General features: G+C 44.5%; 26 protein-coding genes, 1 tRNA gene and 1 pseudogene. 24 read left to right on the forward strand and 4 right to left on the reverse strand.

Annotated features, from left to right (window positions below):
* Positions 1-58 precede the first annotated feature (58 nt).
* The 8 genes from DXE31_RS06340 to DXE31_RS06370 all read left to right on the forward strand — a co-directional run bounded on the left by DXE31_RS06340 (position 59) and on the right by DXE31_RS06370 (position 4,522).
* Positions 59-1,321: a lipoprotein-releasing ABC transporter permease subunit gene (locus DXE31_RS06340; protein ID WP_114698221.1), complete on the forward strand. Its 1,263-nt coding sequence runs from the start codon at positions 59-61 to the stop codon at positions 1,319-1,321.
* Positions 1,314-2,021, forward strand: a complete 708-nt coding sequence (locus DXE31_RS06345) for an ABC transporter ATP-binding protein (protein ID WP_114698222.1) — start codon at positions 1,314-1,316, stop codon at positions 2,019-2,021. Before DXE31_RS06340 ends, DXE31_RS06345 begins: the two co-directional genes overlap by 8 nt.
* Positions 2,018-2,401 (forward strand): TatD family hydrolase, encoded by a 384-nt coding sequence (locus tag DXE31_RS12435; RefSeq protein ID WP_331851998.1) that lies wholly within the window; start codon positions 2,018-2,020, stop codon positions 2,399-2,401. Before DXE31_RS06345 ends, DXE31_RS12435 begins: the two co-directional genes overlap by 4 nt.
* A 235-nt stretch (positions 2,402-2,636) precedes the next feature.
* A complete protein-coding gene (locus tag DXE31_RS12440; protein ID WP_331851999.1) occupies positions 2,637-2,873 on the forward strand; it encodes a TatD family hydrolase in 237 nt (78 codons plus the stop codon).
* Positions 2,874-2,877: 4 nt separating this feature from the next.
* The gene (locus DXE31_RS06355; protein WP_162785554.1) at positions 2,878-3,240 is read left to right on the forward strand and encodes a hypothetical protein; all 363 of its coding nucleotides are present in this window, start codon (positions 2,878-2,880) and stop codon (positions 3,238-3,240) included.
* Positions 3,241-3,309: 69 nt separating this feature from the next.
* Positions 3,310-3,588, forward strand: a complete 279-nt coding sequence (locus DXE31_RS06360; RefSeq protein WP_114698224.1) for a ComEC/Rec2 family competence protein — start codon at positions 3,310-3,312, stop codon at positions 3,586-3,588.
* Between the two features lie 30 nt (positions 3,589-3,618).
* A complete protein-coding gene (locus DXE31_RS12880) occupies positions 3,619-3,768 on the forward strand; it encodes an MBL fold metallo-hydrolase (protein WP_415078088.1) in 150 nt (49 codons plus the stop codon).
* Between the two features lie 382 nt (positions 3,769-4,150).
* Complete coding sequence (locus DXE31_RS06370; RefSeq protein WP_114698226.1) at positions 4,151-4,522, forward strand: glycine zipper family protein; 372 nt, start codon at positions 4,151-4,153, stop codon at positions 4,520-4,522.
* Positions 4,523-4,627: 105 nt separating this feature from the next.
* Here the strand turns inward: DXE31_RS06370 and DXE31_RS06375 are convergent.
* A tRNA-Met gene (locus tag DXE31_RS06375) sits at positions 4,628-4,704 on the reverse strand.
* A gap of 251 nt (positions 4,705-4,955) precedes the next feature.
* Here DXE31_RS06375 and DXE31_RS06380 point away from each other — a divergent pair.
* The 3 genes from DXE31_RS06380 to radA are packed head-to-tail and all read left to right on the forward strand — an operon-like array spanning position 4,956 to position 8,707.
* Positions 4,956-6,800: a potassium transporter Kup gene (locus tag DXE31_RS06380; protein WP_415078090.1), complete on the forward strand. Its 1,845-nt coding sequence runs from the start codon at positions 4,956-4,958 to the stop codon at positions 6,798-6,800.
* Positions 6,797-7,306, forward strand: coding sequence for a hypothetical protein (locus DXE31_RS06385; protein ID WP_114698228.1), 510 nt, complete (start codon positions 6,797-6,799; stop codon positions 7,304-7,306). The genes DXE31_RS06380 and DXE31_RS06385 overlap by 4 nt, the downstream gene beginning before the upstream one ends.
* A gap of 36 nt (positions 7,307-7,342) precedes the next feature.
* Positions 7,343-8,707: a DNA repair protein RadA gene (gene radA / locus DXE31_RS06390; protein ID WP_114698229.1), complete on the forward strand. Its 1,365-nt coding sequence runs from the start codon at positions 7,343-7,345 to the stop codon at positions 8,705-8,707.
* 35 nt (positions 8,708-8,742) lie between these two features.
* Here radA and prmB read toward each other — a convergent pair whose 3' ends face one another.
* Genes prmB through dapD form a run of 3 tightly spaced genes read right to left on the reverse strand, consistent with a single transcriptional unit; the run spans position 8,743 to position 11,675 of the window.
* A complete protein-coding gene (prmB, locus tag DXE31_RS06395; RefSeq protein ID WP_114698230.1) occupies positions 8,743-9,639 on the reverse strand; it encodes a 50S ribosomal protein L3 N(5)-glutamine methyltransferase in 897 nt (298 codons plus the stop codon).
* 44 nt (positions 9,640-9,683) lie between these two features.
* Positions 9,684-10,838 (reverse strand): succinyl-diaminopimelate desuccinylase, encoded by a 1,155-nt coding sequence (dapE, locus tag DXE31_RS06400; RefSeq protein ID WP_114698231.1) that lies wholly within the window; start codon positions 10,836-10,838, stop codon positions 9,684-9,686.
* A gap of 9 nt (positions 10,839-10,847) precedes the next feature.
* Positions 10,848-11,675: a 2,3,4,5-tetrahydropyridine-2,6-dicarboxylate N-succinyltransferase gene (dapD, locus tag DXE31_RS06405; protein ID WP_114698232.1), complete on the reverse strand. Its 828-nt coding sequence runs from the start codon at positions 11,673-11,675 to the stop codon at positions 10,848-10,850.
* 175 nt (positions 11,676-11,850) lie between these two features.
* Here dapD and smc point away from each other — a divergent pair, with 175 nt between their 5' ends.
* The 13 genes and pseudogenes from smc (at position 11,851) to DXE31_RS06480 (ending at position 23,996) form a co-directional block, all read left to right on the forward strand.
* Positions 11,851-15,384: a chromosome segregation protein SMC gene (gene smc / locus DXE31_RS06410; RefSeq protein ID WP_114698233.1), complete on the forward strand. Its 3,534-nt coding sequence runs from the start codon at positions 11,851-11,853 to the stop codon at positions 15,382-15,384.
* Positions 15,375-16,445 carry a cell division protein ZipA C-terminal FtsZ-binding domain-containing protein gene (locus DXE31_RS06415; RefSeq protein ID WP_231969425.1) on the forward strand — a complete coding sequence of 357 codons (1,071 nt, stop codon included), beginning with the start codon at positions 15,375-15,377 and terminating at the stop codon, positions 16,443-16,445. The genes smc and DXE31_RS06415 overlap by 10 nt, the downstream gene beginning before the upstream one ends.
* Before the next feature lie 9 nt (positions 16,446-16,454).
* Complete coding sequence (ligA, locus tag DXE31_RS06420) at positions 16,455-18,470, forward strand: NAD-dependent DNA ligase LigA (RefSeq protein WP_114698234.1); 2,016 nt, start codon at positions 16,455-16,457, stop codon at positions 18,468-18,470.
* A gap of 201 nt (positions 18,471-18,671) precedes the next feature.
* A pseudogene (locus DXE31_RS11360) lies at positions 18,672-19,307 on the forward strand (UDP-N-acetylglucosamine 2-epimerase).
* A gap of 91 nt (positions 19,308-19,398) precedes the next feature.
* Positions 19,399-19,695 (forward strand): UDP-N-acetylglucosamine 2-epimerase, encoded by a 297-nt coding sequence (locus tag DXE31_RS06435; protein WP_269460629.1) that lies wholly within the window; start codon positions 19,399-19,401, stop codon positions 19,693-19,695.
* 496 nt (positions 19,696-20,191) lie between these two features.
* On the forward strand, positions 20,192-20,410 hold the full coding sequence (locus DXE31_RS12885) for a glycosyltransferase family 2 protein (RefSeq protein ID WP_174222261.1): 219 nt from the start codon (positions 20,192-20,194) through the stop codon (positions 20,408-20,410).
* 391 nt (positions 20,411-20,801) lie between these two features.
* Complete coding sequence (locus DXE31_RS06445; RefSeq protein WP_114698238.1) at positions 20,802-21,149, forward strand: GspE/PulE/PilB domain-containing protein; 348 nt, start codon at positions 20,802-20,804, stop codon at positions 21,147-21,149.
* Positions 21,142-21,450 (forward strand): hypothetical protein, encoded by a 309-nt coding sequence (locus tag DXE31_RS06450; RefSeq protein ID WP_114698239.1) that lies wholly within the window; start codon positions 21,142-21,144, stop codon positions 21,448-21,450. Before DXE31_RS06445 ends, DXE31_RS06450 begins: the two co-directional genes overlap by 8 nt.
* Positions 21,451-21,716: 266 nt before the next feature.
* Complete coding sequence (locus tag DXE31_RS06455) at positions 21,717-21,992, forward strand: hypothetical protein (RefSeq protein ID WP_114698240.1); 276 nt, start codon at positions 21,717-21,719, stop codon at positions 21,990-21,992.
* Positions 21,993-22,032: 40 nt separating this feature from the next.
* The gene (locus DXE31_RS06460) at positions 22,033-22,362 is read left to right on the forward strand and encodes a hypothetical protein (RefSeq protein WP_114698241.1); all 330 of its coding nucleotides are present in this window, start codon (positions 22,033-22,035) and stop codon (positions 22,360-22,362) included.
* A gap of 74 nt (positions 22,363-22,436) precedes the next feature.
* Positions 22,437-22,631, forward strand: a complete 195-nt coding sequence (locus DXE31_RS06465) for a hypothetical protein (RefSeq protein WP_162785557.1) — start codon at positions 22,437-22,439, stop codon at positions 22,629-22,631.
* 148 nt (positions 22,632-22,779) lie between these two features.
* Positions 22,780-23,292: an NfrA family protein gene (locus DXE31_RS06470; RefSeq protein WP_114698243.1), complete on the forward strand. Its 513-nt coding sequence runs from the start codon at positions 22,780-22,782 to the stop codon at positions 23,290-23,292.
* Between the two features lie 374 nt (positions 23,293-23,666).
* Positions 23,667-23,996 (forward strand): DUF4434 domain-containing protein, encoded by a 330-nt coding sequence (locus tag DXE31_RS06480; protein WP_114698245.1) that lies wholly within the window; start codon positions 23,667-23,669, stop codon positions 23,994-23,996.
* The last annotated feature ends 83 nt before the right edge of the window (positions 23,997-24,079 follow it).

The following is a 24,079-nucleotide window of genomic DNA, read 5'->3' on the forward strand; positions in this document are numbered from 1 at the left end:
TTTAGGTGGCATTTAGGTATTCCATCAGTTTGCCCGCACGATTCACTAAACTGTGAACATGTTAAGACTTCCTATCGAGCTAGAAATTGGCCTACGCTACACCCGATCCAAGCGTCGCAAGACGGTAGGGAAGCGCGACGGCTTCCTTTCATTTATCTCCGGAATGTCCACTGCAGGTATTGCTTTAGGGGTTGCTTCTTTAATTGTGGTCCTTTCAGTCATGAACGGTTTTCAGAAGGAAGTACGTGATCGCATGCTGTCTGTTTTATCTCATGTAGAGATTATTTCTTCAGAAGGTTTAGCAAATTGGGAGCCCTTAGCACTAAATGTTGCCGCACAACCACACGTGGTTGGTGTGGCCCCCATGGTGAGTTCGCAAGGTTTGCTGAGTCGCGACAACATGATGCGTGGAGTTGCTATTCGTGGCATCTTGCCAAGTGATGAGGGTAAGGTTTCTGATGTACCAAAACAATTTGTTGCTGGAAATATTGATGATTTAAAGCCAGGCAGTTTTGGTGTGGCTGTGGGTTCCCAACTCGCGGCAATTATTGGTGCTCATGTTGGTGAGAGAGTAAATTTAATTGTTCCTGAGAGTGATCTAACTCCAGCAGGTGCGATGCCTAGGATGCGTACGCTACAAGTTGTGGGTATCGTAGATAGCGGTTACTATGAGTACGATAGTTCTCTGGCGATCATGCATTGGAAGGACGCTGCAGCCCTATTACGCTTACGTGATCCGTCGGGTTTACGGGTCAAAGTTGATGATATGCAACGCGCACCTCAAATTGCTAATGAATTAGCTGCCATCGTTCCCCAAGCGCTTTGGGTAACTGATTGGTCGCGATCCAACCGTAATTGGTTTGCCGCAGTTCAAACGGAAAAGAAGATGATGTTCATCATTCTTACTTTGATTATTGCAGTAGCTGCTTTTAATTTGGTTTCTACTTTAGTAATGACGGTCAATGAGAAGCAGGCCGATATTGCCATTCTACGCACTATGGGAGCCAGTCCTGGACTTATTCAAAGAGTATTTTTAATACAGGGCTTGTCTATAGGCTTGCTTGGTTCTTTAGCAGGTGTTGGACTTGGCTTATTGATTGCACTCAATATTGACGTCATCGTGCCAGCGATTGAAGCGATATTCCGAGTTCAGTTCTTGCCTCGTGAGGTCTATTTCATTAGCCAGCTACCATCGGATGTGAGGTTTAGCGATGTTCTGACGGTGGGTTTGATGGCATTCGGCCTCTCTGTGTTGGCAACCCTTTACCCAAGTCGTCGTGCTGCCAAAGTTCAGCCTGCGGAGGGGCTGCGCTATGAGTAATCCATTAAACGCTTCAGATACTTTGGTACTCAAGGCTAGAGGTTTGGCCAAAACCTATGGCCAAGGACCCACTGCGGTTGAAGTTCTGAAGGCGATTGATTTAGATGTTGCTCCTTCAGCAAAAGTGGCAATTGTCGGTTCCTCAGGTTCAGGCAAAAGTACTTTGTTACACCTTTTGGGTGGTCTAGATACTCCAAGTGCTGGTTCTCTCATTTTGGCAGGTTCGAATTTAAAAGACTTATCAGTTAAAAAATTCGATCAATTGCGTAATCACAGTCTTGGGTTTATCTATCAATTCCATCATCTTTTAGATGAGTTCAGTGCCGCGGAGAATGTTGCTTTACCTTTGCGTATTCGTGGCTTAAGTAACGATGAGTCTATGGATCGCGCAAGCACAATGCTCAAGGCGGTAGGTTTGGGTGCGCGAGAATTACACACGCCGGGAGAATTATCTGGTGGAGAGCGTCAGCGTGTTGCAGTGGCTCGTGCCTTAGTAGGTAACCCTGCTTGTATTTTGGCAGATGAGCCAACGGGAAATTTAGATACTGAAACTGCAGATGGGGTATTCGACTTGATGCTCGATATCGCTCGTAATCAAGGTACTGCCTTTGTGATTGTGACGCATGATCCAATTCGCGCTAAACGCTGTGATCGTATTTTGCATTTAGAGCGTGGAGTGCTGACGACATTTTTAGCATGAGTAATCATCCCATGTGCATTGATACCCATTGCCATCTAGATGCTCCTGAGTTTGCAAGTGAGTTATCTGAGATTATTCAGAGAGCTGCTGAAAAGAAAGTTAAGGCTATTCTTTTGCCTTCCGTGCAGGCATCGGACTTTTCGCGCGCAAGAGAGCTTGCGCTTCAAGATAGCAAGAAGATTCCAGGCTTAGTCTATACCCTCGGTATCCATCCGTTATATACCAATCAAGCTCACGAGAATGATATTGAAATACTTGAGAGGCAGATTGTTAGTTCGCTAAATGATCTGCGCTTCATTGGTGTTGGGGAAATAGGCCTGGATTATTTTGTTGAAGGCTTAGACCCCCATAAGCAAGAATTTTTTTCAATGCCCAATTAGATTTGGCACAGAAATATCGCTTACCTGTGATCCTGCATGTACGTCGCTCTCAATATGTCATATTGAAGTTCTTGCGACGTCGCAACATTCCTAGCTAGTGGGATGCGCATGCCTTCAATGGTAGCTTTCAGCAGGCAGAGCAATTTATTGAGCTTGGGTTTAAGTTAGGGTTTGGTGGGACAGCTACTTATGAACGAGTTCTGTAAATTCGTAGCTCTCTTACAAGAGCTACCTCTTGGAGAGTCTTGTTACTGAAACGGATGCCCCCGATATCCCACCTTCATGGTTGGGAGAAGAGGGCATCGCATTTAATGAGCCTGCTTTTCTTCCTCGTATTGCAAAAGAACTTGCCTCAGTCAGGGGTATTGCTGATACTGAATTTGCCTCTGCTATTTGGCGTAATGCGATGCAAGTGCTGCCTCGTTGGTCAGCGCTCTGTGCGACTTCGCTCAATCTCAAGTTAGCTTCCTAAAAGATTGCGTTTTGCTATTACGGCGTTTATCGCTGGGGGATCGCTACTTCTCTTTTTGTCTCAAGTTCCAGATAACTGGGTGCATCTCTGCGTATTCATTGGTGTATGTTCTATTTTGGCGGTCCACGTATTTCCTCAGTTAGGCTTAGTTAAAAAATTAGCCGTGCTGAGCTTGTTGTTCGCTGTAGGATTTGCCTGGAATGCTAGATACGCTGAAAGCCGCTTGGAAAATATTCTTTCTGCTGAATTAGAGGGTAAAGAATTCACGCTTACTGGGAGAGTGGCAGTATTACCTCAGGTTGGTCCATTAGGAGCTAAGTTTTTGCGTTTGAGGTTGATCAAGCTAGCGCTGGAAAAGCGGCCTTAAATAACTTTTCAAAGCGAATTTTATCTAAGCTGGCAACCCGCTTGGAGCAAGCCTCAAGATATTCCTGAAATGATTCCGGGGCAGCGTTGGAAACTAAAAGTAAAGTTGAAACGCCCATATGGGTCTCTTAACCCCTATACCTTTGAGCGCATGGTGGGTGTAGTGGCATTTGTTATATTGATCGATCCTATGGCGCCATATACGCCAGGCTTTTGGTTGTCCTTCGGTGCTGTTGCTGCCATCTTTTATGCCATGGGGGATTTATCAGGACTATTAGGAATTCCAACTGGAAAAGAGCTGGAGATTCATTGGACTCATCGTGTGACGCTTGCTCTTCGCGAGGCATGAAGCAGGGCAGAGGGTTATTCTCCCTTGCTTGTGCGAGGTAGAAGTATAAAAGATATTGATCGTATGGTGGTCAGTCATAGTGATAGCGACCATATTGGTGGTGATGCATCACTCTTAAAACACATTCGCTTTGCTTCTATGATTGGCTTTTTGCCAATCATAAGAGTGCTTTATGGTTGACTGGTGATGTTGAAAAACAGGTTGAAGCCGATATTACTGAGTGTCTAGATTCTGAAATGTTAAGAGAAATTGGTGAACAGGAATGAGTTTGTATGGCACCACTACCACGGTAGTAAAACTTCATCTTCATTGGCTTGATTGCAGAGGTTATATCCTGATGAGGCTTTTGCACAACATGGTTATCGCAATCGGTATGGGCATCCACATTCAGATGTGACAGCGTGCTATCGAAGTGTAGATACTCCTTTTTATTAGACACCACAAACAGGCGCTCAGATTTGGCCATTGAGGAATAATGCACAGCCTTCGATACAATTTTGGCGACATGATATAAAACGACTATGGCATCGAATGACGCATGGTTAATTGAAAGGATTTTTATATGAATAAATTATTAACTCTAAGTTCTCTAGTTGTTTTAATTACAGTTGGCTGCGCTGGAGCTAATGTTCGTCCACTCATAGATATGAAGGGTGTGAATGAGGCTGCTTATGAGAAAGATTTAAGCGAATGCCAAAACTATGCCCAGCAGCAATCAGGTATGGGTGAGACTGCTGCCAAGGGTGCTGGTGCTGGTGCTGTTGTTGGAGGGCTGCTGGGCCTGGTCACGGGAGGAAATACAACTGGTATCGTTCAAGCCGCTGGTGCGAGTGCAGTTATTGGTGGTGCAGGAGGCGCATTTACCGGCAACCAGGCCCAGGAAGCAGTTGTAAAAAGATGTTTAAGTGGGCGCGGGTATAAGGTTTTGAATTAAGTACATCCTGTACTTATAAACTCGAGAAAAGCTCGGCAAAGCGGGCTTTTGAATGCCTAGAAAAGAAAAAAGCCCTTAAAAATTAAGGGCTTAGTACGTATTTATTGGTTGCGGGGGCAGGATTTGAACCTACGACCTTCGGGTTATGAGCCCGACGAGCTGCCAGACTGCTCCACCCCGCGTCTGAAACCGAAACTTTACCATTTTTTGGGGTCTCTGTCAAGGGTGTTCCTTCAAATAACGCATAAATAAGGCGTTTTTTTGACTAAACTCTGGATTTTATGACTGCCGTTAAGGAGTAACATATTGCTACGCAACATTACCTTAAGGTTATGAGATGTCAATTAGTAATCCAGAGTTTTCGAGCTCAACACTTCTAAATCCAGTAGAGGTTAGTGGACCTGAGGGTGAGCACAAAAAAAGCCTAGGCGTTATGATGCTTGCGGCTATTGGGGTGGTCTTCGGTGATATTGGAACTAGCCCACTTTATGCACTAAAAGAATGTTTTGATCCTAACCATGGCATTGCATACGCACCAGAAGCATTATTTGGTGTCATCTCCATGATGATCTGGGCTTTAATCTTGGTTGTAACAGTCAAGTATGTCTTCTTTGTGATGCGCGCAGACAACGAAGGTGAGGGTGGTGTTCTCTCGTTAATGGCTTTAGCTTTACGCTCATTCGATAGCAAATCAAAAGGCTATTTCTTTTTTATGATTATGGGCATGTTGGGCGCTTGCATGCTCCTCGGTGAGTCTGTGATTACGCCAGCTATCTCAGTTTTATCTGCGGTAGAGGGCATCGAGATTGCAGCACCGAGCTTACATAAATTCATCATTCTCATTTCGTTGATTATTTTGGCGGCGTTATTTGTAATTCAAAAATATGGCACTGCAGCTGTAGGTAAATTATTTGGTCCCATTACTCTGGCATGGTTTCTCACCCTAGCCGCCCTGGGTGTCTGGAATATTGGTGATGCTCCTCAAATCATTAACTCAATTAATCCCTTCTATGCATTAAATTTTGTCATGCTACACCCCACAACTGCCTATATCGTGATGGGCGCCGTTGTTTTGGTGGTGACTGGCGTAGAGGCGCTATATTTAGATATGGGTCATTTCGGCCGGGCCCCAGTGAGGTATGCATGGTTGATTATTGTATTGCCGAGTGTGCTGATCAATTACCTTGGTCAAGGTGCATTGGCGCTCTCCGATCCAGAGGCCATAAAAAATCCGTTTTATTTGATGGTACCTGAATGGGCTCTATGGCCGGTTGTGGGGTTGGCTACTGCAGCTACTGTCATTGCTTCTCAGGCGGTCATTTCTGGGGCATATTCCCTTGTAAGTCAGGCAATCTTATTGGGCTTTATGCCACGCATGAATATTCAGCACACTTCCGATTCTGAACAAGGGCAAATTTATATTCCGTTGGTGAATTGGGCTCTATTGTTTATGGTAGTAGTCACTATAATTGAATTTAGAGAATCTGTAAATTTAGCAGCAGCCTATGGAATTTCAGTGACATCGACAATGTTGATTGCTACGATATTGCTGGCTGTCGTCATGTTCCGCGAATGGAAAATGAATGTAGTCTTGGTGGCCATTATTACTAGCTCTTTCTTGGTGATAGATGTTGCATTTTGGACTGCTAATCTAATCAAGCTTAAAGATGGCGGTTGGTATCCTTTGGCCCTAGGTTTGTTTTGCTTTACAAGTTTGATAACTTGGTATCGAGGCCGTCAAATATTGCGTAAACGTGCAATGGAAGAGGGTATTCAATTGAGTGGCTTTATTGGTGCTTTATTGCAGCATCCTCCACATCGCGTTGAGGGTACCGCAATCGTTCTTACGGCTCACGTAGATTATTTGCCAGTCTCATTTTTACATAACCTTAAACACAACCATGTTCTACATGAGAGAGTGTTTTTCTTAAAGGTGAGCATCTGGGATGTACCCTATGTAAACGATAAGAACCGAATTACTCTAAAAGAGTTAGGCGGCAATATTTTTGTTGTTCGGGCGATTTATGGTTTTAAAGAGACGCCAGATATGGGCAGCATTATTCAATTAATTGAAACGCATTTCGATATGAAGTTTGACATGATGAGGACATCCTTCTTTTTGTCGCGTGATACTATCGTCCCATCTGCAAGTTCAGGAATGGCAATCTGGCGCGAGAAGTTTTTTTGTTGGATGTATCAAAATGCTGGGCGTCAGTCAGACTTCTTTAAGATTCCCGCAAATCGCTTGGTTGAGTTGGGCGCAAAGGTTGAGATTTGAGAAAAAATCTATTGCCTCAATCAAGGATATTTCTCTCAATATTTTTGCTGGCTTCTACCTTGGGTGGCACCGTATTCGCAACTCCTGCAGAAGAGGCAGAGCTTGAGCAATTAAATAACATTGAACAAGAGTTAGAGCTTCAGCGTGAGTGGGCAAAGTATCGTTGGGGTAAATCATCGTCTGAATGTTATGAAAAGTATTGGGTTAATTCTTGTTTGAAAGATGCTCGAGCATCTTATCGCAAAGAGATTGATCCGATTCGTGAGCAAGAGGTGGCTTTGCATGAAGTGCAACGTAAGCTACGTGAAAGTCTTAAGAATCAAGAGGACATTAAGCGAGCTGTAGAAAGAGCTTCTCCAGAAAAAGCGGCTGAGCGAGCAGCTAATCAGAGTGAATATGAGCAAAAGCAAAAAGATGCAGCAGCTAGGGCGGCGAATTTAGAGCAGCGTCGTAAAGGTGCACCTAAGCGTGCGCAGGAAAATAAAGCTGGCACTCAGCTTGATTAATTCTTTTTAATTTTTTTATATTTCAATAGGCAAACCTTGGCAAAAGTCAAAACGGTTTATATCTGTCAGTCTTGTGGGGGCACTTCCGCTAAATGGCAAGGCCAATGCCCGTCGTGCCAATCTTGGAACTCTATGGAAGAGGGTCTACCTGAGACAACTACGAATTCACGCTTTCAGGGCCTAGCCCAATCCTTGCCAAGGCAAAAGCTTTCCGCGATTACTGCTGAAGATTTACCAAGGTTTAGTACTGGCGTAGAGGAGTTTGACCGCGTGCTCGGTGGCGGTTTAGTGCCTGGTGGTGTTGTGCTCCTAGGGGGTGATCCTGGTATTGGTAAATCTACCTTGCTTTTGCAAGCATTGGCTGAGATGAGTTCAGCTGGCATGAATGCGCTCTATAGCAGCGGCGAAGAATCAGCTGCTCAGATTGCTTTGCGGGCAAAACGTATTGCCCTAGATGCGCCTCAGCTTGAAGTATTGGCCGAGATCCAATTAGAAAAACTGATTTCTATTATGGATACTGTACAACCCCAAGTATTGGTGGTGGACTCTATTCAGACTTTGTACTCTGAGGTCTTGAGTTCGGCTCCAGGTTCTGTAGCTCAAGTGCGTGAGTGTGCAGCGCAACTTACTAGAGCTGCTAAATCCAGTGGTATTTGCGTGCTTATGGTGGGTCATGTGACGAAAGATGGTCATCTTGCAGGGCCCCGAGTTTTGGAGCACATCGTCGATACCGTTTTGTATTTTGAGGGTGATACCCATTCCTCCTTCCGTCTAGTTCGTTCAATCAAGAATCGCTTTGGGGCCGTCAATGAGCTCGGAGTTTTTGCGATGACAGAAAAAGGTCTGCGCGGAGTTACCAATCCATCGGCGATTTTCTTGTCACAGCATGAGCAGATGGTTCCTGGTGCATGCGTTTTGGTGACGCAAGAGGGTAGTCGACCATTGTTGGTTGAAATTCAGGCTTTGGTTGACACAGCGCATGTGCCTAACCCTCGCCGCCTTGCTGTTGGTCTTGAGCAAGCTCGTTTGGCGATGCTCTTGGCGGTATTACATCGTCATGCTGGAGTTGCTTGTTTTGATCAAGATGTTTTCTTGAATGCGGTAGGTGGCGTCAAGATTTCTGAGCCAGCTGCTGACTTAGCAGTGCTATTAGCCATTCAGTCTTCTATTCGTAACCGTGCATTGCCAAAAGAATTAATCGTCTTTGGTGAGGTCGGCTTAGCTGGAGAAATTCGCCCTTGTCCGCGCGGTCAGGAGCGTTTAAAAGAAGCTGCAAAGTTAGGTTTCACCGTGGCGGTTATTCCGAAAGCAAATATGCCTAAGACGAAAATCTCAGGGTTAAAAGTAATCCCTGTGGAGCGTATTGATCAAGCTATTGCAGCTGCTGCCGAGCTCAGTTAATTTCTCTCAGTTAATCACACCTGAGCTTAGTTTACTTAACGCAGATCTTCTGCCTGAATCAGCAACACTTGCTCTTCTCCGGCCGAGACTTCCATCCAAATCACTGGAAGTTGTGGAAAAGTCTTTTTGAAGTTTTCATACTCGTTGCCAATTTCTATCAAAATGGCGCCGCGGTCAGAGAGATAGTCTGGGGCGGAAGCGATGATGCGTCTAATTAAATCCATGCCATCATTCCCACCAGCAAGGGCTAAAACGGGTTCAGCTTGATATTCCGCTGGAAGAGCGCTCATTGAATTTGTATTGACATACGGGGGGTTGCAAATAATGAGATCAAAGAGGTTATCTTCGTTCGGCTCCGGAAGGGCGTCCCAGAGATCACCGTCTAGAAGTTCTACATGAGAGCCCAAGCCATGACGATCTATATTTCGTGCCGCAAGAGCGAGTGCAGGCATGCTGATGTCGCAGGCGCTGACATGAATGTCCGTGCAAGATAAAGCCAGAAGAATTGCGAGCGAGCCATTACCGGTGCAAAGATCCAGTGCTTTAACATCAGCGGGTAACCACGGCTCAAGCGATCCGTTAACAATGAGTTCTGCAATCCAAGAACGCGGAACAATACTTTGCTCGTTGCAGAAAAATGGCACGCCCATGAGCCAAGCTTCACCCAAAATATAAACAAGTGGTTTGCGAGTGGAGATTCTAGTATCGGCAACATTAGATGCTGCTTGTTGATGATCTAGCGAGATATCATCTTCTAAATGATCAAGTGCCTCAGTTGGACTTAGTTGTATTTGTTTGCTGACAATCCATAAAGCTTCGCTATGTGCATCGAGCGCTCCGTGACCATAATGTAATTTGGCAGCATTGAGCTTTTGTGCAATTCGGTCGATACACTGGCTCACAGTAATGGGCTGTTGAGGCTCTTGGTCCATGATGGGAGAAGATTTAAGAGAAAAAACGCATAGGTAAGAGGTGCTTAAGCGATTAATTGCTCGAGAGTTTTGCGATAGATATTTTTGAGTGGCACGACGTCATCCACAATAACGCATTCATCGATCTTGTGGCTAGTCGCATTCAGTGGCCCAAACTCAACTACTTCTTTACAAATTTTTGCTATAAATCGGCCATCACTGGTGCCGCCAGTAGTAGAAAGCTCTGTATCAATATGGGTTTCGACTTTGATAGCTTTGCGCAGTGCGCCAGCCAAGTCGCCATCACTAGTAATAAACGGGCGTCCACCAAGTACCCAGTCAATTTCAAAATCAAGTCCCGTATCTTTCAAAATCTTTTCTAGACGCTCGCGTAACTGCTCTGGTTTGCTTTCAGTTGAGAAGCGGAAATTAAAGTCGATAACCAATTCGCCTGGGATCACGTTATTCGCACCAGTACCAGCATGCACATTCGAGATCTGAAAACTGGTAGGCTGGAAGTATTTATTACCTTTATCCCATTCAGTTTCTACTAAGGCAGAAATTGCTGGAGCAGAAAGGTGAATTGGATTTTTGCCAAGATGAGGATAAGCAATGTGCGCTTGAGTACCTTTTACTCTGAGCTTGCCAGATAAAGAGCCACGACGACCATGTTTGATCATATCGCCTAGACGATCAACGGAAGTAGGCTCTCCAATTACGCAGTAGTCCAGGCGCTGCCCATGCTTTTGCAGGCGCTCACACATGACTACAGTGCCATCATTTGCGGGGCCCTCTTCATCGCTAGTAATGAGAAAAGCAATCGATCCTTGGTGATCTGGATGGATTGTGACAAATTCTTCGGTAGCTACTACAAAGCCCGCGAGAGAGGTTTTCATATCAGCCGCGCCACGACCATAAAGCATACCGTCACGAATCGTGGGTGTAAAAGGATCGCTCGCCCATTTTTCTAATGGGCCAGTGGGGACTACATCAGTATGACCGGCAAACACTAGTACCTTACCTTGATCGCCAGCCTTACCTTTTTTGATCGCCCATAAATTGGTTACCTGAAAGTTCTCAGGACCACTGACAACACTTTCAGTATGAAAACCAATTGACTGAAGGCGCTTTGCAATCAATTCTTGACAGCCACCATCATCAGCCGGTATTGCGGAATGGCAAGCAATAAGAGCTTCGGTTAGCTCGAGGGTGGCGCTCATGAATTGAAATTAATCGCGGAGTAATTCGTTGATGGCTGTCTTCGCTCTTGTTTGAGCATCAACTTTCTTGACAATGACTGCCGCATACAAGCTGTATTTGCCACATGCGGAAGGAAGTGAACCTGGAGCTACTACTGAGCCTGCTGGAACGTGGCCATAGTGCACTTCACCAGTTTCGCGATCATAGATCTTGGTGCTTTGACCAATGTAGACGCCCATCGATAAAACAGCATTTTCTTCGATCACCACGCCTTCAACAATCTCGGAGCGTGCACCAATGAAGCAGTTATCTTCAATAATCACTGGACCTGCTTGAATTGGCTCCAAAACGCCACCGATACCAACGCCGCCGGAAAGGTGCACATTTTTGCCGATTTGAGCGCATGAGCCTACGGTCGCCCAGGTATCGACCATCGTTCCTTCGCCTACATAAGCGCCAATATTGACGTATGAAGGCATTAAAACAGCATTTTTTCCAATAAATGACCCGAAACGGGCAACGGCAGGAGGGACCACTCGGAAACCACCGGCAGCAAAATCAGCGGCAGTGTAGTTTTCGAATTTGCTAGGAACCTTGTCATAGAACTGGGTGTAGCCACCAGCACTCATCGGTTTGTTGTCTTCTAAGCGGAAAGAGAGCAAAACAGCCTTCTTCACCCATTGGTTGACTTCCCACTTGCCTACAGCGCGGCGCTCGGCTACGCGAATAGTCCCCGCATTGAGGCCTTCTAAGACCGCATTCACGGCATTACGGACATCTCCAGGGGTGCTATCTGGGGACAGGTTTGCACGGTTTTCCCAGGCAAGTTCTATGATGTTTTGTGGTGATTGGCTCATGCTTTTAAGTTAACTATGAGATTGTTAAGGGATTTTGTCTCTGGGGGTAATTGTTTCATTATATAGATGGGGCAAAAAACGCGTCCAAGGACCCTTACGCTTGCTATCATCTTCCTACTTTGGCTTTAATTTTTAGCCCTTTATTTGAACCTCTTTTTTCCCTGCAAAGTACGCCGTGCAACTGGAATCCATCAAACTTTCTGGCTTTAAGTCTTTTGTAGACCCAACTCATTTTGAAATGCCAGGCCAACTCATTGGCGTTGTGGGCCCCAACGGTTGCGGAAAGTCGAACATTATTGACGCCGTCCGCTGGGTTTTAGGTGAATCCCGCGCTAGCGAATTGCGTGGTGAATCAATACAGGACGTCATTTTTAATGGCTCTGGCTTACGCAAACCCTCTGGGCGTGCCAGCGTGGAACTCATTTTTGATAATTCTGAAGGAAGAGCTCAGGGTCAGTGGAGTGCTTTTACAGAATTGGGTATTAAACGGGTTTTGACTCGTGACGGTAATTCTAGTTACTACGTTAATAACCAAGTAGTTCGTCGTAAAGATATTCAAGATATTTTCTTGGGTACTGGTATGGGTCCAAGAGGTTACGCTATTATTGGTCAGGGTACAATCAATCGAATTTTAGAAGCAAAGCCTGAAGAGCTCCGCGTTTTTTTGGAAGAGGCTGCTGGTGTTTCAAAATATAAAGAGCGTCGTAAAGAAACAGTAGCTCGTTTAGAAGATACCGTAGAAAACTTAACACGCGTTGAAGATATTTTGCGTGAACTTGATCAACAGTTAACTCGCCTAGAAAAGCAAGCGACTGTAGCCGAGCGTCATGCTGAACTTTCTGCGCAAATGAAATCACAACAACAACTGTTGTGGTTTGTGCGTCAAACCGAGGCAGGTAAAGAGCAGGAGCGTCATGCAAATGGAATTCATGACACCCAGGTCGGCTTAGAAGAACAGACCGCTAAGCTTCGTCATGCTGAGGCTGAGCTGGAGACTATGCGTACCCAGCAGTACGCTCTACAGGATAAGGCTTCACAAGCACAAGGTGATTTGTATCAGACAAATGCTGAGGTGAGCCAAGTTGAATCACAGATTCATTATGTGCAAGTAGCACGTCAACGTCTGCAACAGCAGACTCAAGATTTGCAAGCACAACTTCAACGTTGGACTGTGCAAGAAACGGATGCAGCTCAAGCCCAACGTACTACTGAGCACGCACTTTCTCTAGCGGCTGCAAAAGAGCAAACATTACTGGCGGATTTAAATGGTTTGCAAGAACAGATGCCAAGTCGTGAAGAGGCATATCAACACGCATCACGTGCGTTGAACAACGCACGTGATTCACTAGCCACGATCGAACAACGTCTGGCAAGTTTGGGTGAGCGTCTTCGTTCAATGTCGGCTCAATCCGATGAATTACAAGGTCGAGAAAGTCGTCTGACCATTGAATTAAATGGTTCACGTCGTCCTGATGCAGAAGCATTACAAATGGCAATTGATCGCCAAGTTATGGCCGCTCGTAAAGTGGATGAAGCAAAGCATCGTGCCATTGAAACTCAGCAGCGTGTACCTTCAGCTGATGAAGCTCGCAATGCTGCCCAACAGACAATACAAGAAGCTAACCAAGATTTGGCTCAGACCGAGGCGAAGCTAACTGCATTGACTGCTTTACAGGCTAGTGTTCAGGCGCAGGGAAAGATTGGTCCTTGGCTCGAGAGTAAGGGCCTTAAAGAGAGTAAGCGTCTTTGGCAAGAATTAAAAGTGGAAAGTGGCTGGGAAGCCGCCTTGGAATCAGTATTGCGTGAGCGTTTGGCTGCTGTTACAGCAAAAAGCGTGCAAGAAACATTGGCCCTAGCTCATGATGCCCCTCCTAGTCGTTTGGCAATTCTGCTTACTGAAGAAATTACTCCGGCTCATACCTCAGCTTCAGCAGATTTCACACCATTATTAAGTCGTGTGCAAAGTGCGGGCGCTCCGAGATTAACTTCGGTATTACAAGAGTGGCTAGACAATATCTATATCGCAAATAGTCTCGAGGATGCTTTGCATCGCCGTGAAAAGTTACCGGCTGGTGGCGCATTTGTTACCCAGCAAGGTCATTTAGTCAGTCGTGTTGGCGTCCAATTGTATGCAGCAGATTCTGAGCAAGCGGGTATGCTAGCGCGCGCTCAAGAGATGGAAAGTCTCGAAAAGGAATTGCGCGCTCTGCAATTGATGCAGAGCGAATTAAAGGGTGAGCTCGATCAATGCGTAGCTAATTATCAGGCAGCCCATCAAGCAGCCGAGCAGGCTCGTGACAATGCCGAGCTTGCAGTACAAGAGGCACATGGCTTTGAAGTGGAGAGAATGCAGTTAACACAAGCTGAAGAGCAATATAGTCAACGCGCAGCGCAGATTCAGGGTGAGTTAAGTGAGTTGCGCCAGCAAATGGAGCATTTAAGTCAAACTCAAGAACAGTCTGCTGCAGAGTTGCTTGCATCGGAAGAGATAAAACAAGGTTTGCAAGAAGTAATGCACGTGGCGCAAGAGCGGCTAGAGCGCTCAGCAGAAGAGCGCGATCGTTTGCGTGAGTCACTTCGAGCTGCTGAGATGGCTGCTCAAGAAGCCGCTTTTGCAACCCATTCTTTACAGCAACGCATCACGGATTTACAGCGTGATCAAAGTACCGCACGTACTCAGATCATGGAAATTCAGGGTAAGTATGATGCTGCCACACAAGAGTTAGAAACCTTGTGTGATGAAGAGGCGCAAGAGAAATTACAAGGCTTGTTATTAGCTCGCAGTGCGCGCGAAGCTGCATTGGCAAATGCTCGTACAGAGCAAGATGCGCTGTTACACCAATTGCGTGAAGCTGATGAGTCGCGCATGCAAGTGGAGCGTAGCCTGCAACCAATGCGCGACAAAGTGGTTGCTTTACAATTACGCGAACAAGCTGCACGTTTGAATTTTGAACAATTTGCAATTTTGTTAGTAGATGCTGAGGCAGATCTCACCGCCTTAGAGGCAAGTTTTAGTCCTGATTTCAAGGTCGGGGCGTTGCAAAATGAAGTGAATCGTTTAAATACGGAGATTCAGTCATTGGGTCCAGTCAATATGGCCGCCCTTGATGAGTTATCCAGTTCCCGTGAGCGTAAGCAGTTCTTGGATGCGCAATCTGCCGACTTAAATGAAGCAATGCAAACCTTGACAGATGCCATTGCTAAGATTGATGCTGAAACACGCGATTTATTGCAAGACACCTTTGATCAAGTCAACGGACATTTTGGAAAACTCTTCCCTGAGCTTTTTGGTGGTGGCCATGCTGAACTGGTGATGGCTGGTAAGGAAATTTTGGATTCCGGTGTGCAAGTGATGGCGCAGCCTCCAGGTAAGAAGAACAGCTCTATTTATCTCCTCTCGGGAGGAGAAAAAGCACTGACTGCTATTGCCTTGGTTTTCTCACTTTTCCTTTTGAACCCGGCTCCTTTCTGCTTGCTTGATGAGGTTGATGCTCCCCTGGATGATGCGAATACCTTGCGTTATGCCCATCTCGTTGCCAAAATGTCAGATAAGACACGGTTTTTATTTATTTCTCATAACAAGATCACGATGGAAATTGCTCATCAATTGATTGGAGTTACGATGCAAGAGCAGGGAGTGTCCCGCATTGTTGCGGTGGATATTTCTTCTGCAGTATCGATGGCGGAGGCAGCCTCTAAGTGTACGTAGAACAAATCATGACGATGTTGGGCTTGTCTGATTTGCAATGGGCATTAGCTGTTATTGGTTTATTTATTCTGATATCGGTTGCTGTTTTAAATATTCGTTATGCTCGCGCTCGCCGTAAGGCAAAAGAGCAATCTGAAAATCCTGCAGACAGTCGCTTTGCTCGAGAGCTCAGTTTCACCCAAGGCTTTGCCGATGGGGATACGCGTCAAGAGCCGGGTTTCAGTGAGGCTCAGTTAGGCATTATTTCAGCCTCAGAAAAGTTTTCAATTGATCATCGTATAGATTGTGTCATCACACTTCGCTTTGACGAGCCCATTAGCGGATCTGAAATCTTAGAAGAGATTAAAGCCTGGACCGATTTAGAAGCTCAATCAACGGCGCGCTGGATGTGTGAAGGACTCAATACAAATCTTGATGTTGCTGAAGACTGGGAAGAATTGCATCCAGAATCAAAATACTCCGACTTACAACTGGCAATTCAGTTGGCTAGCCGTAAGGGTCCGATTGGCGTTTTGGAATTGTCAGACTTTTGTTCTCGCGCTCAATCGCTAGCCGAAACCTTGGGGTCACAAATCGACATGCCAAGTGTGAGTGCGATGTTAGATGGCGCCAAAGAGTTAGATGTGATGGCAGCAGAGAGTGACATTCAGTTGAGCATTAATGTACTGTTTGATGAGCCATGTCCAAGGGGCAATTTTGACGCCCTTATGCGTCAACGCGGCTTCAAGCTGGCTCGCAATGGTCGTCAATATGAATACCCTAGTAAAAGCGTAGTCCTTTTCAATAGTGATGATCTAGATCCCAATAAATCAGTGGGTCAAATGACTCTATTGCTTGAAGTGCCTTTGGTTCCACAAGACGAGCGTGCATTTGAAAGAATGCTGGCTGAGGGTGTTGAAATCGCACAAGCAGCTCATGGACGTTTGGTTGACGACAATGGTATGAGTTTGAGCGAAGCGGCTGTGATTAGTATTCGTCAGCATCTCGATGTACTTTATGCCAATCTTGAGAAAACTGGTGTACCTGCTGGATCTTCTACAGCTAGCAGACTCTTTAGCTAGGAAATCACTTTGTCATCTACTAGTCCGACAAATTTAGCGGAGCGTTATGCATTCTTGCAAGCCGAACTCGCGCGCTTAGAGCATGCATATTATGTTTTGGATAATCCACTGCTTCCAGATATTGGATACGATCAACTTTACCGAGAGTTGCTTGATATCGAAGTAGCTCATCCCGAATGGATTAGCCCGGAATCACTATCTCAACGAGTAGGCGGTGTTGCTTTAAAAGAATTTGATTCTGTAACGCATGTGGTACCAATGCTCTCTTTAAATAATGCATTTGAAGATGCTGAGCTCATTGCTTTTGATCGTCGTTGTCGTGAAGCCCTTAGTGCCGATCATGTCACTTATGCGGGTGAATTGAAGTTTGACGGTTTAGCTATTTCACTTCGTTATGAAAATGGCTCTCTGGTAACTGCAGCTACGCGTGGTGATGGAGCCAGTGGCGAGAATGTTACAGCGAACATCAAAACCATTCGCGCTATTCCACTCAAGCTTACCGGTAAAAATATTCCCCAAGTTCTTGAAGTGCGCGGTGAAGTTTTTATGTATCTCAAAGACTTCGAAAAAATGAATCGACAAGCCGCAGAGTTAGGTGACAAAGAGTTTGCTAATCCCCGTAATGCAGCAGCAGGTAGCCTTCGTCAATTAGATTCAAAGATCACTGCCAAGAGACCACTGTCTTTCTTTGTTTACGGCCTAGGTGCGCTTGAGCCTCAGTCGTGGCTACCTAAAACCCATGAGGAGTTGCTAAACGCTTACGTAGATTTGGGTTTGCCAGTATGTTCTGAGCGTAGAGTACTTCACTCTGTGGATCAGATTCTTGCTTTTTATCATGAGATTGGCGCCAAAAGAGACTTCTTGCCCTATGACATTGATGGTGTTGTTTACAAAGTCAATTCATTTGCAGAACAAGATAAGTTAGGCTTTGTTTCTCGAGCACCTAGATTTGCATTGGCTCATAAATACCCCGCTCAAGAAGCATTAACTACGGTCTTGGGTATTGATGTGCAAGTAGGTCGTACGGGGGCTATTACTCCAGTTGCTGGACTAGCACCAGTAGAGGTCGGTGGAGTCACCGTGACAAATGCCACACTGCACAATGAAGATGAAGTGAAACGCAAAGATGTGCGCATTGGCGATATTATTTCTGTCAGGCGTGCAGGTGATGTGATACCAGAGGTTGTATCAGTGATTAAGGATCGCCGCCCGGCAGATGCTCAAGTTTTTGTGATGCCAACAAACTGCCCAGTGTGTGCTTCTCATATTGAGCGTTTAGCAGATGAAGTGGTAGCTCGTTGCAGTGGCGGTCTTTTCTGCGGCGCACAGCGCAAACAGGCCCTGATTCATTTTGCTCATAGAAGGGCAATGGATATTGAGGGTTTAGGAGAAAAGATTGTGGATCAGTTAGTGGATCAAAATCTTGTAAGCACTCCTGCAGACCTATATAGGTTGGGGTTTACTGCACTCGCAAACTTAGAGCGTATGGGTGAAAAATCGGCCGATAATCTGATTCAGGCCATTAATCAATCCAGAAATACAACCTTAGCTAGATTTATCTTTGCTTTGGGGATTCGTCACGTTGGCGAGACTACCGCGAAAGATCTGGCGAACCATTACCAGTCTATGCATTCCCTAATGGATGCCAGCATGGATGATTTGTTAACAGTGAAAGATGTGGGCCCGGTAGTTGCAGACTCTATCATCAGCTTTATGCAGGAAGCTCATAACCGCGAAGTGATTGAGCAGCTATTGTCATCAGGTATGCAGCTCGCGGTTGAAGAAAAGGAGATTAGCGCAGCAGTCGCCGGTAAAACCTTTGTCCTTACGGGGACATTTCCAACTCTTACTCGTGACGAGGCAAAGGATCTTTTGGAGAAAGCAGGAGCCAAGGTCGCTGGATCAGTTTCCAAGAAAACGGATTATGTTGTTGCTGGAGTAGATGCTGGTAGCAAACTCTCAACAGCTGAAGAGTTGGGCGTGCCAGTGATTGATGAAGCGCAGATGCTCTCATTTATTCGGTAAATTCAATCGATTAAAATTTTTTCCAAGCTTTGCACCAAGCTAGGCACTTAAAAAGCTTTATCTGCCATGCCTTTTCAGTAGTTCTAGGTCAATATTCGCTACAATAACGAAATTAATTCTATTTATCGAGTCATCTTCTGAGATCGGATAGAAGATTGTATTGATTGCAATCTTTTAATTTTTAGGGTCTGTATGACTTTGATGCCTGTAAAAATTCTAATCGTTTGTGGGACGACGCGCCCAGAAATTATTAAATTAGCGCCGGTTTACCATTTTTTATGGACGCAAACCTGGTGTGAAGTAAGGTGGTTGCACACTGGCCAACACCAAGAAATGGTCGATCAAATTTTGTCTTGCTTCGATATTGCCCCTGATATTGTTTTAACAAGAGCGGGAAGTTCCCTATCAGAATTTAGCATTGGATGTCGCCAGCAGCTTGATGTGGTGATGGACCAGGAAAAATGGGGCGTAGTAATTGCGCAAGGTGATACTGAGAGTACGTTTCTTGGGGGTTTATCTGCTTTTTATCAGCGCATCCCCATTGCATATGTCGAAGCAGGTTGAAGAACTTATGACTTAAGTAGACCATTTCCTGAGGAAGGGCTACGTCAGATGTTGACACGTATTAGCAATTTTCATTTTACTCCAACGCAAGTAGGTTATGCAGCATTGACTCGGAAGGACATGCCTACTAACAAAATTTTTATTACTGGCAATACCGTGGTAGATGCCCAGCATTGGGTAATCAAGAAATACGCAATTCACACGCAAGATAGCTTAGGAAAAAATCTCTTGGTCACTATATGCACAGAAGAGAAAATTGAGGGAGCGATATAGAGGAGGCTTGTAGGGCTATTGCTACTTTGGCAAAAACCCATTTAGAGCTTAATGTTTTATTTCCAGTCTATCTGCATCCTGTTGTCAAGAAATCAGTCATTCCGATAGTGGGCGACTTCCCACACGTAAGTTTGGTAGACCCCTAGGATATCTTGAGATGCAGCAAGCAATCGCTGATGCTTGGTTAATTCTGACTGACTCTGGAGGAATACAAGAGGAGGCCCCAACTTTTCACGTGCCAGTCCTGGTGCTTAGGAGAGAGACAGAACGGCCTGAAGCAGTGGCAGCGGGGTGCGCCAAGTGGATTGGTATCAGTGGAACAAGATTAATTGAAGAGGTCACTGCTTTACTAAAGAGTCCTGCTCTATACCTTTTGGTGACGGCTTAGCAAGTCAAAGAATTAGTGATGTATTAAAAAGTAAATTAAGTATTTAGTTATGTATGTAGTTGATATTTTTTCTACTATGGTTCCTGCATGGCACGAAACAGGTGTCATCGATAAGATGGCTGAGCTAGCTGCGGTTATACGCTCGACCATGAGAATTACCATATTTTTGTGGGCGCGTATCCCAATGATCCAGAAACTCAGTTAGACGTTGTAGGGTTTGTGCAGTATTTCCGAACGTTCATAAAGTCCTATGTGCACGACCGGGGCCAACCAGTAAGGCAGATTGCTTCAATAATGTTCTTGATGCCGTATTGCAATTTGAAGTACAAGCCAGCTTGGAATTTTCAGGATTCATTTTGCACGATTCAGAAGATCTGCTTTCCCACCTCCTTTTTTTGAATTAAGGCTTTTCAATTACCTCTTACCCAAGAATAATCTTATTCAGATCCCAGTCTATCCATACGAGAGGGCATGGCGTAAATCAAATGTGATTTGTGTGCGGGAATATTTTCCAGATACTTTGGCCACTGCCATTAGGCAAAAGTCGCGTTGGATTACTGGAATTGTATTTCGGGGGTATAAAACCCATCGCTGGACATTGAACCCCATCTTAAATTATTTTTTTTGGCGTGACCGCAAGGGTGCAATAACAAATTTTGTTAGCTTTATGGCCACGATCATTTTGATACAGCTTATTCTGCTTTGGATGTATTAGAATTTATGGCCGAACGCCTATCGTTTTTTATCCATTTTTGAGTTTAGCGAATGGCTAATGGGTTTCTTATGGCTCAATTTCTTTTTGATGATGAATCGAATTCTTCAAAGAATATTTTTTGTATCTTCTTTTTATGGTCTTACGCAGGACTTGCTCTCAGTTCCAAGGTTGCTTTGGGGTAATTACATTAATTTCATGGTAAGCAGAAAAGCTGTGAAGCAAGTTTTAGAGCACGGTGACGTTCATCGGATTGCTTGGGATCAAGCTACTCACGATTTTCCTTCGATTGGATTGGAAAATAAAGAGCGGAAGAAGCTTGGTGAAATCCTTATAACTCAAGGCGCTATTTCTCGTGAGCAGGTAGATACAGTGCTTGGACATAAAAACTGGAATGAAAATTGGCAGTGTATTGGTACATGCAGGTATTTTGACTTCAACAGAATTGGCAGATGCGTTGGCCATTCAAGCTGGTGTCGCAACCGAGACCATAGATGGTTACACTATTCTTGAGGAATTAATTCGTAGTATCCCAGCGTCAGTAGCGCTGCATTATGCAATTCTGCCAATTAGGCGAGAGCCTAATGCGCTGATAGTTGCTAGTGAAACAGCCATAGATCCTATTTCGATAGCAGCAATTAGCCGTAAGATTTATTGTCCAATTGCTTATGTTATAGTTCCCAAAGGACAGGTTACGGTTGCATTAAGAAGGTGGTACACAACCACGAAAAATTTTGGATGAAGTGGTTTCTGTTGGCAAGTTCAATGCACAGCAAGCAAAAGAGATATGGGATTTTTATGTAGAACGGCAGCTCTTGCTTGCCGAAATACTCGTGCCCCTTGGGCATATCAATGAAGCTGTGTTACGTGCCTTACTTTTACAGCATTCTGTAACCAATATGCGTCTTCGGGATTTTTTGGTCGATAAAAATATTATCAGTTTAGAAAAACTAGACAAAGCTTTAGCGCTGCAAAAAAATCTACAGCCAGATATTCAGCAATTGATACATTCTTGGTCGAATGATCAGGAATTGCGATCTTGAGGGCTCTGGTATTCACCTGTTTTTTCTTATCCGTTGGTGCCTCTTTTGCTCAAGGAGGCTAGCAAAATTGATTTAGGGTTGGGGGAGTTAGCTCTGATCAAAAATTTTTGATTTATCCACACATTGATCGAGGTTTAAAAGCTTGAGATCAGGGGGATGGCCAAAGAGCAATCAAAGAATTGATTCGAGCTCGAAAAATTGCGCCCAAAAGTCCTGTAACTACTCTCTATCTTGCTAATGTATAGATAAAAGAGAATGACTATTCTTTGGCTATTGAAGTTTTAGAGACACAAATTAAGATTACCCCAGCAGATACTCAAGTTTTAAAAAGACTATCCAACACACTGGTGCAGGAAAAAGACTACCTCGCTGCCTCGGTCTCGCTAAGTGAGGGGCTAAAAGTAAATGCGAATAACACGATAGCCTTAGAAAGGCTAAAAATTGTCAATCAAGAATTACAAAATGAAGAGCTAAAGCGATTAAAGGCACTTCAAGAAGAGGATCCAGCACAGTTTTTGGCAGATATTAAAGACAAAAAATAGTTTTGATAATGCATTTGATGAAAGAAGTTGGATCGACTTATTGCTGACTAATTTGTCTGAACAGTCAGAACTTTTGTTGGATTATCAGCCAGGCTTTTTAGATCACCTGAGTGATCAATTAACCAATGAAAACGGTGAGCATCAGGCAATTGAATTGTTATTCGAGGCCTATCCCTTTAAGAGAGCAAGCTATTCACAGCGAATCGAATTAATAAATCGTCTGATTCTTCTCTTAAAGAATAACCCGGATAACATACCAGTGGCTTACTTGGAAAAATTAATTACTCCACTAGATACTCCTGAGCTAAGAACCCTGCAAGTGACTGGACAAGCTTATGGTATTGCTATCGAGATAATGTACCGGGAATGAATGAGTTCGCCTGTGAGAGGGCCGAGGAGCTTTCTCCAAATCCTGATCATGAGAGAGTAATTGCATATCAAGCCTTGAAAACAAAAAACTATACGCGCGCTTTAACAGCATGGAATTCCATTCCATTAAAGCAAATGACTCCTGATGATATTTTATCTGCTGCTATTACGGCACAAACAGCGGGTGACGCAAGAGAATTAAGAAAATGGATATCCATATCTATGAGCAAAGAAATGGCAAGAAAAATGACCATTATTGGTGGCTTGTAGCTCAATTAAAGATTCAATCCAATCCATGTAAAGCATTGGATGATTTGATGCGGGGGCTGTAGCTATTCAGCCCTCTGTCTCTGCTTATACGCGTATATTTGCGGGAGGGGGCGTAAATAACTCTCCGCTTCCAATTTATTATGCCTCCATGATTGCAGGCGGATTGCGTTGGAAGCTCTTTTCAGACTACGTACTCAATTTGGCAGTTGAAGAGCAGGTTCCTTTGGATAAAGGGCAATATACGCAAACTTCAGCCATGTTTCGCGCAAGCGCATCTTTCTTAAATTCAGGGAGGTATAGTGATGATTGGCACGCTAATAGCACAGGCTGGGTTGCACAAAATTTATATTTGGATGCTGCTCATTATTTAGCTACATCAGTCACTTCGTTGGTGGCAGACTGCCGACTGAGTTACCATCAAAAAATTGAAGAGGGTCAGACCATCGAACCATATGCACATTTGCAATGGACTAGCTTAAATGAGGCTAATGGTATTGATGAGCGCCTTAGGATTGGTGCCAGATGGAATATTTGGCAAGGCCAGAGCAAATATAACGCCTACCCAAGTAAGATCCTTATTGGTTTAGAGTATCAATATGCTTTTAAAACTTCTCTAACCGACAAAAGTGCAGTTTTTCTCAGTTTAAGAGGGTGTTGGTAATGCGTCATCTTCTGATGGTTTTATTGTGTTGCATAGCATTCACTATTCAAGAAGGGTATTTTCTTTAGACTCAGCAATCTGATTTAGTCATACTCTTTATGGAGATGCATTTTCCTCTCAATCAAACCCAAGAGTGGTTAAAAGATCGAATGATCCAGGCATCCCAGGCAAACTTGAAATTGATTGTGGGTCTTGCAGGAGATCCTGCAATTTTTGCGAGATTAAAGCAACCGCCTTCAATATTGGGTGGTTATTTTAGGAAGATGAATCAAGCTAACTGAGAAATGGCTATTAAATGGTCTAAGACTTTACCCAAAGGAATTATCTCTGGATGGTATCTTTCGCTTGAGATTGATGATCGTCAGTGACGAGAATTGTCGGCTCGAACTGAATTAACCAAGTATCTGACTCGCCAAGTCAATGATTTAAATAAAGTCATGCCAGTACCAATTTATATTTCCAGTTTTTTCGCTGGCAACATGACACCAGAGCGCTATGCGGCGATGTTGGAAAATATTGAAGCGCAGTCAAAAGTGAATTTATGGATTCAAGATGGCAGGGGTACTGGTAAATTGATTTCGGCAGAGCGTGACCTTTATTTAGATGCGGTAAGTAAGTGCAATGGATTTAAAGTCAGCGGTTATATTTTTTTGAAATATTTTTACAAACTAAAGCAGATCATCAGTTTGCTGCTGTGCCATTGAGTCCAAACGAAATGACGGCGGCAGCGGAGATAATATTTCTTTGCACTCAATTATTTAGTCAATTTCAAAAATCCACACTAGCC

The organism is Polynucleobacter necessarius (assembly GCF_900095185.1).
GTDB lineage: Bacteria > Pseudomonadota > Gammaproteobacteria > Burkholderiales > Burkholderiaceae > Polynucleobacter.

What these genes read in the sequence shown, in the direction of transcription:
- DXE31_RS06340 (WP_114698221.1), top strand. Translation starts at nt 59, where the DNA reads ATGTTAAGACTTCCTATCGAGCTAGAAATTGGCCTACGCTACACCCGA.
- DXE31_RS06345 (WP_114698222.1), top strand. Translation starts at nt 1,314, where the DNA reads ATGAGTAATCCATTAAACGCTTCAGATACTTTGGTACTCAAGGCTAGA.
- DXE31_RS12435 (WP_331851998.1), top strand. Translation starts at nt 2,018, where the DNA reads ATGAGTAATCATCCCATGTGCATTGATACCCATTGCCATCTAGATGCT.
- DXE31_RS06360 (WP_114698224.1), top strand. Translation starts at nt 3,310, where the DNA reads ATGATTCCGGGGCAGCGTTGGAAACTAAAAGTAAAGTTGAAACGCCCA.
- DXE31_RS06370 (WP_114698226.1), top strand. Translation starts at nt 4,151, where the DNA reads ATGAATAAATTATTAACTCTAAGTTCTCTAGTTGTTTTAATTACAGTT.
- DXE31_RS06380 (WP_415078090.1), top strand. Translation starts at nt 4,956, where the DNA reads ATGATGCTTGCGGCTATTGGGGTGGTCTTCGGTGATATTGGAACTAGC.
- prmB (WP_114698230.1), bottom strand. Translation starts at nt 9,639, where the DNA reads ATGGACCAAGAGCCTCAACAGCCCATTACTGTGAGCCAGTGTATCGAC.
- dapE (WP_114698231.1), bottom strand. Translation starts at nt 10,838, where the DNA reads ATGAGCGCCACCCTCGAGCTAACCGAAGCTCTTATTGCTTGCCATTCC.
- dapD (WP_114698232.1), bottom strand. Translation starts at nt 11,675, where the DNA reads ATGAGCCAATCACCACAAAACATCATAGAACTTGCCTGGGAAAACCGT.
- DXE31_RS06445 (WP_114698238.1), top strand. Translation starts at nt 20,802, where the DNA reads ATGAAAATTGGCAGTGTATTGGTACATGCAGGTATTTTGACTTCAACA.
- DXE31_RS06470 (WP_114698243.1), top strand. Translation starts at nt 22,780, where the DNA reads ATGATTGCAGGCGGATTGCGTTGGAAGCTCTTTTCAGACTACGTACTC.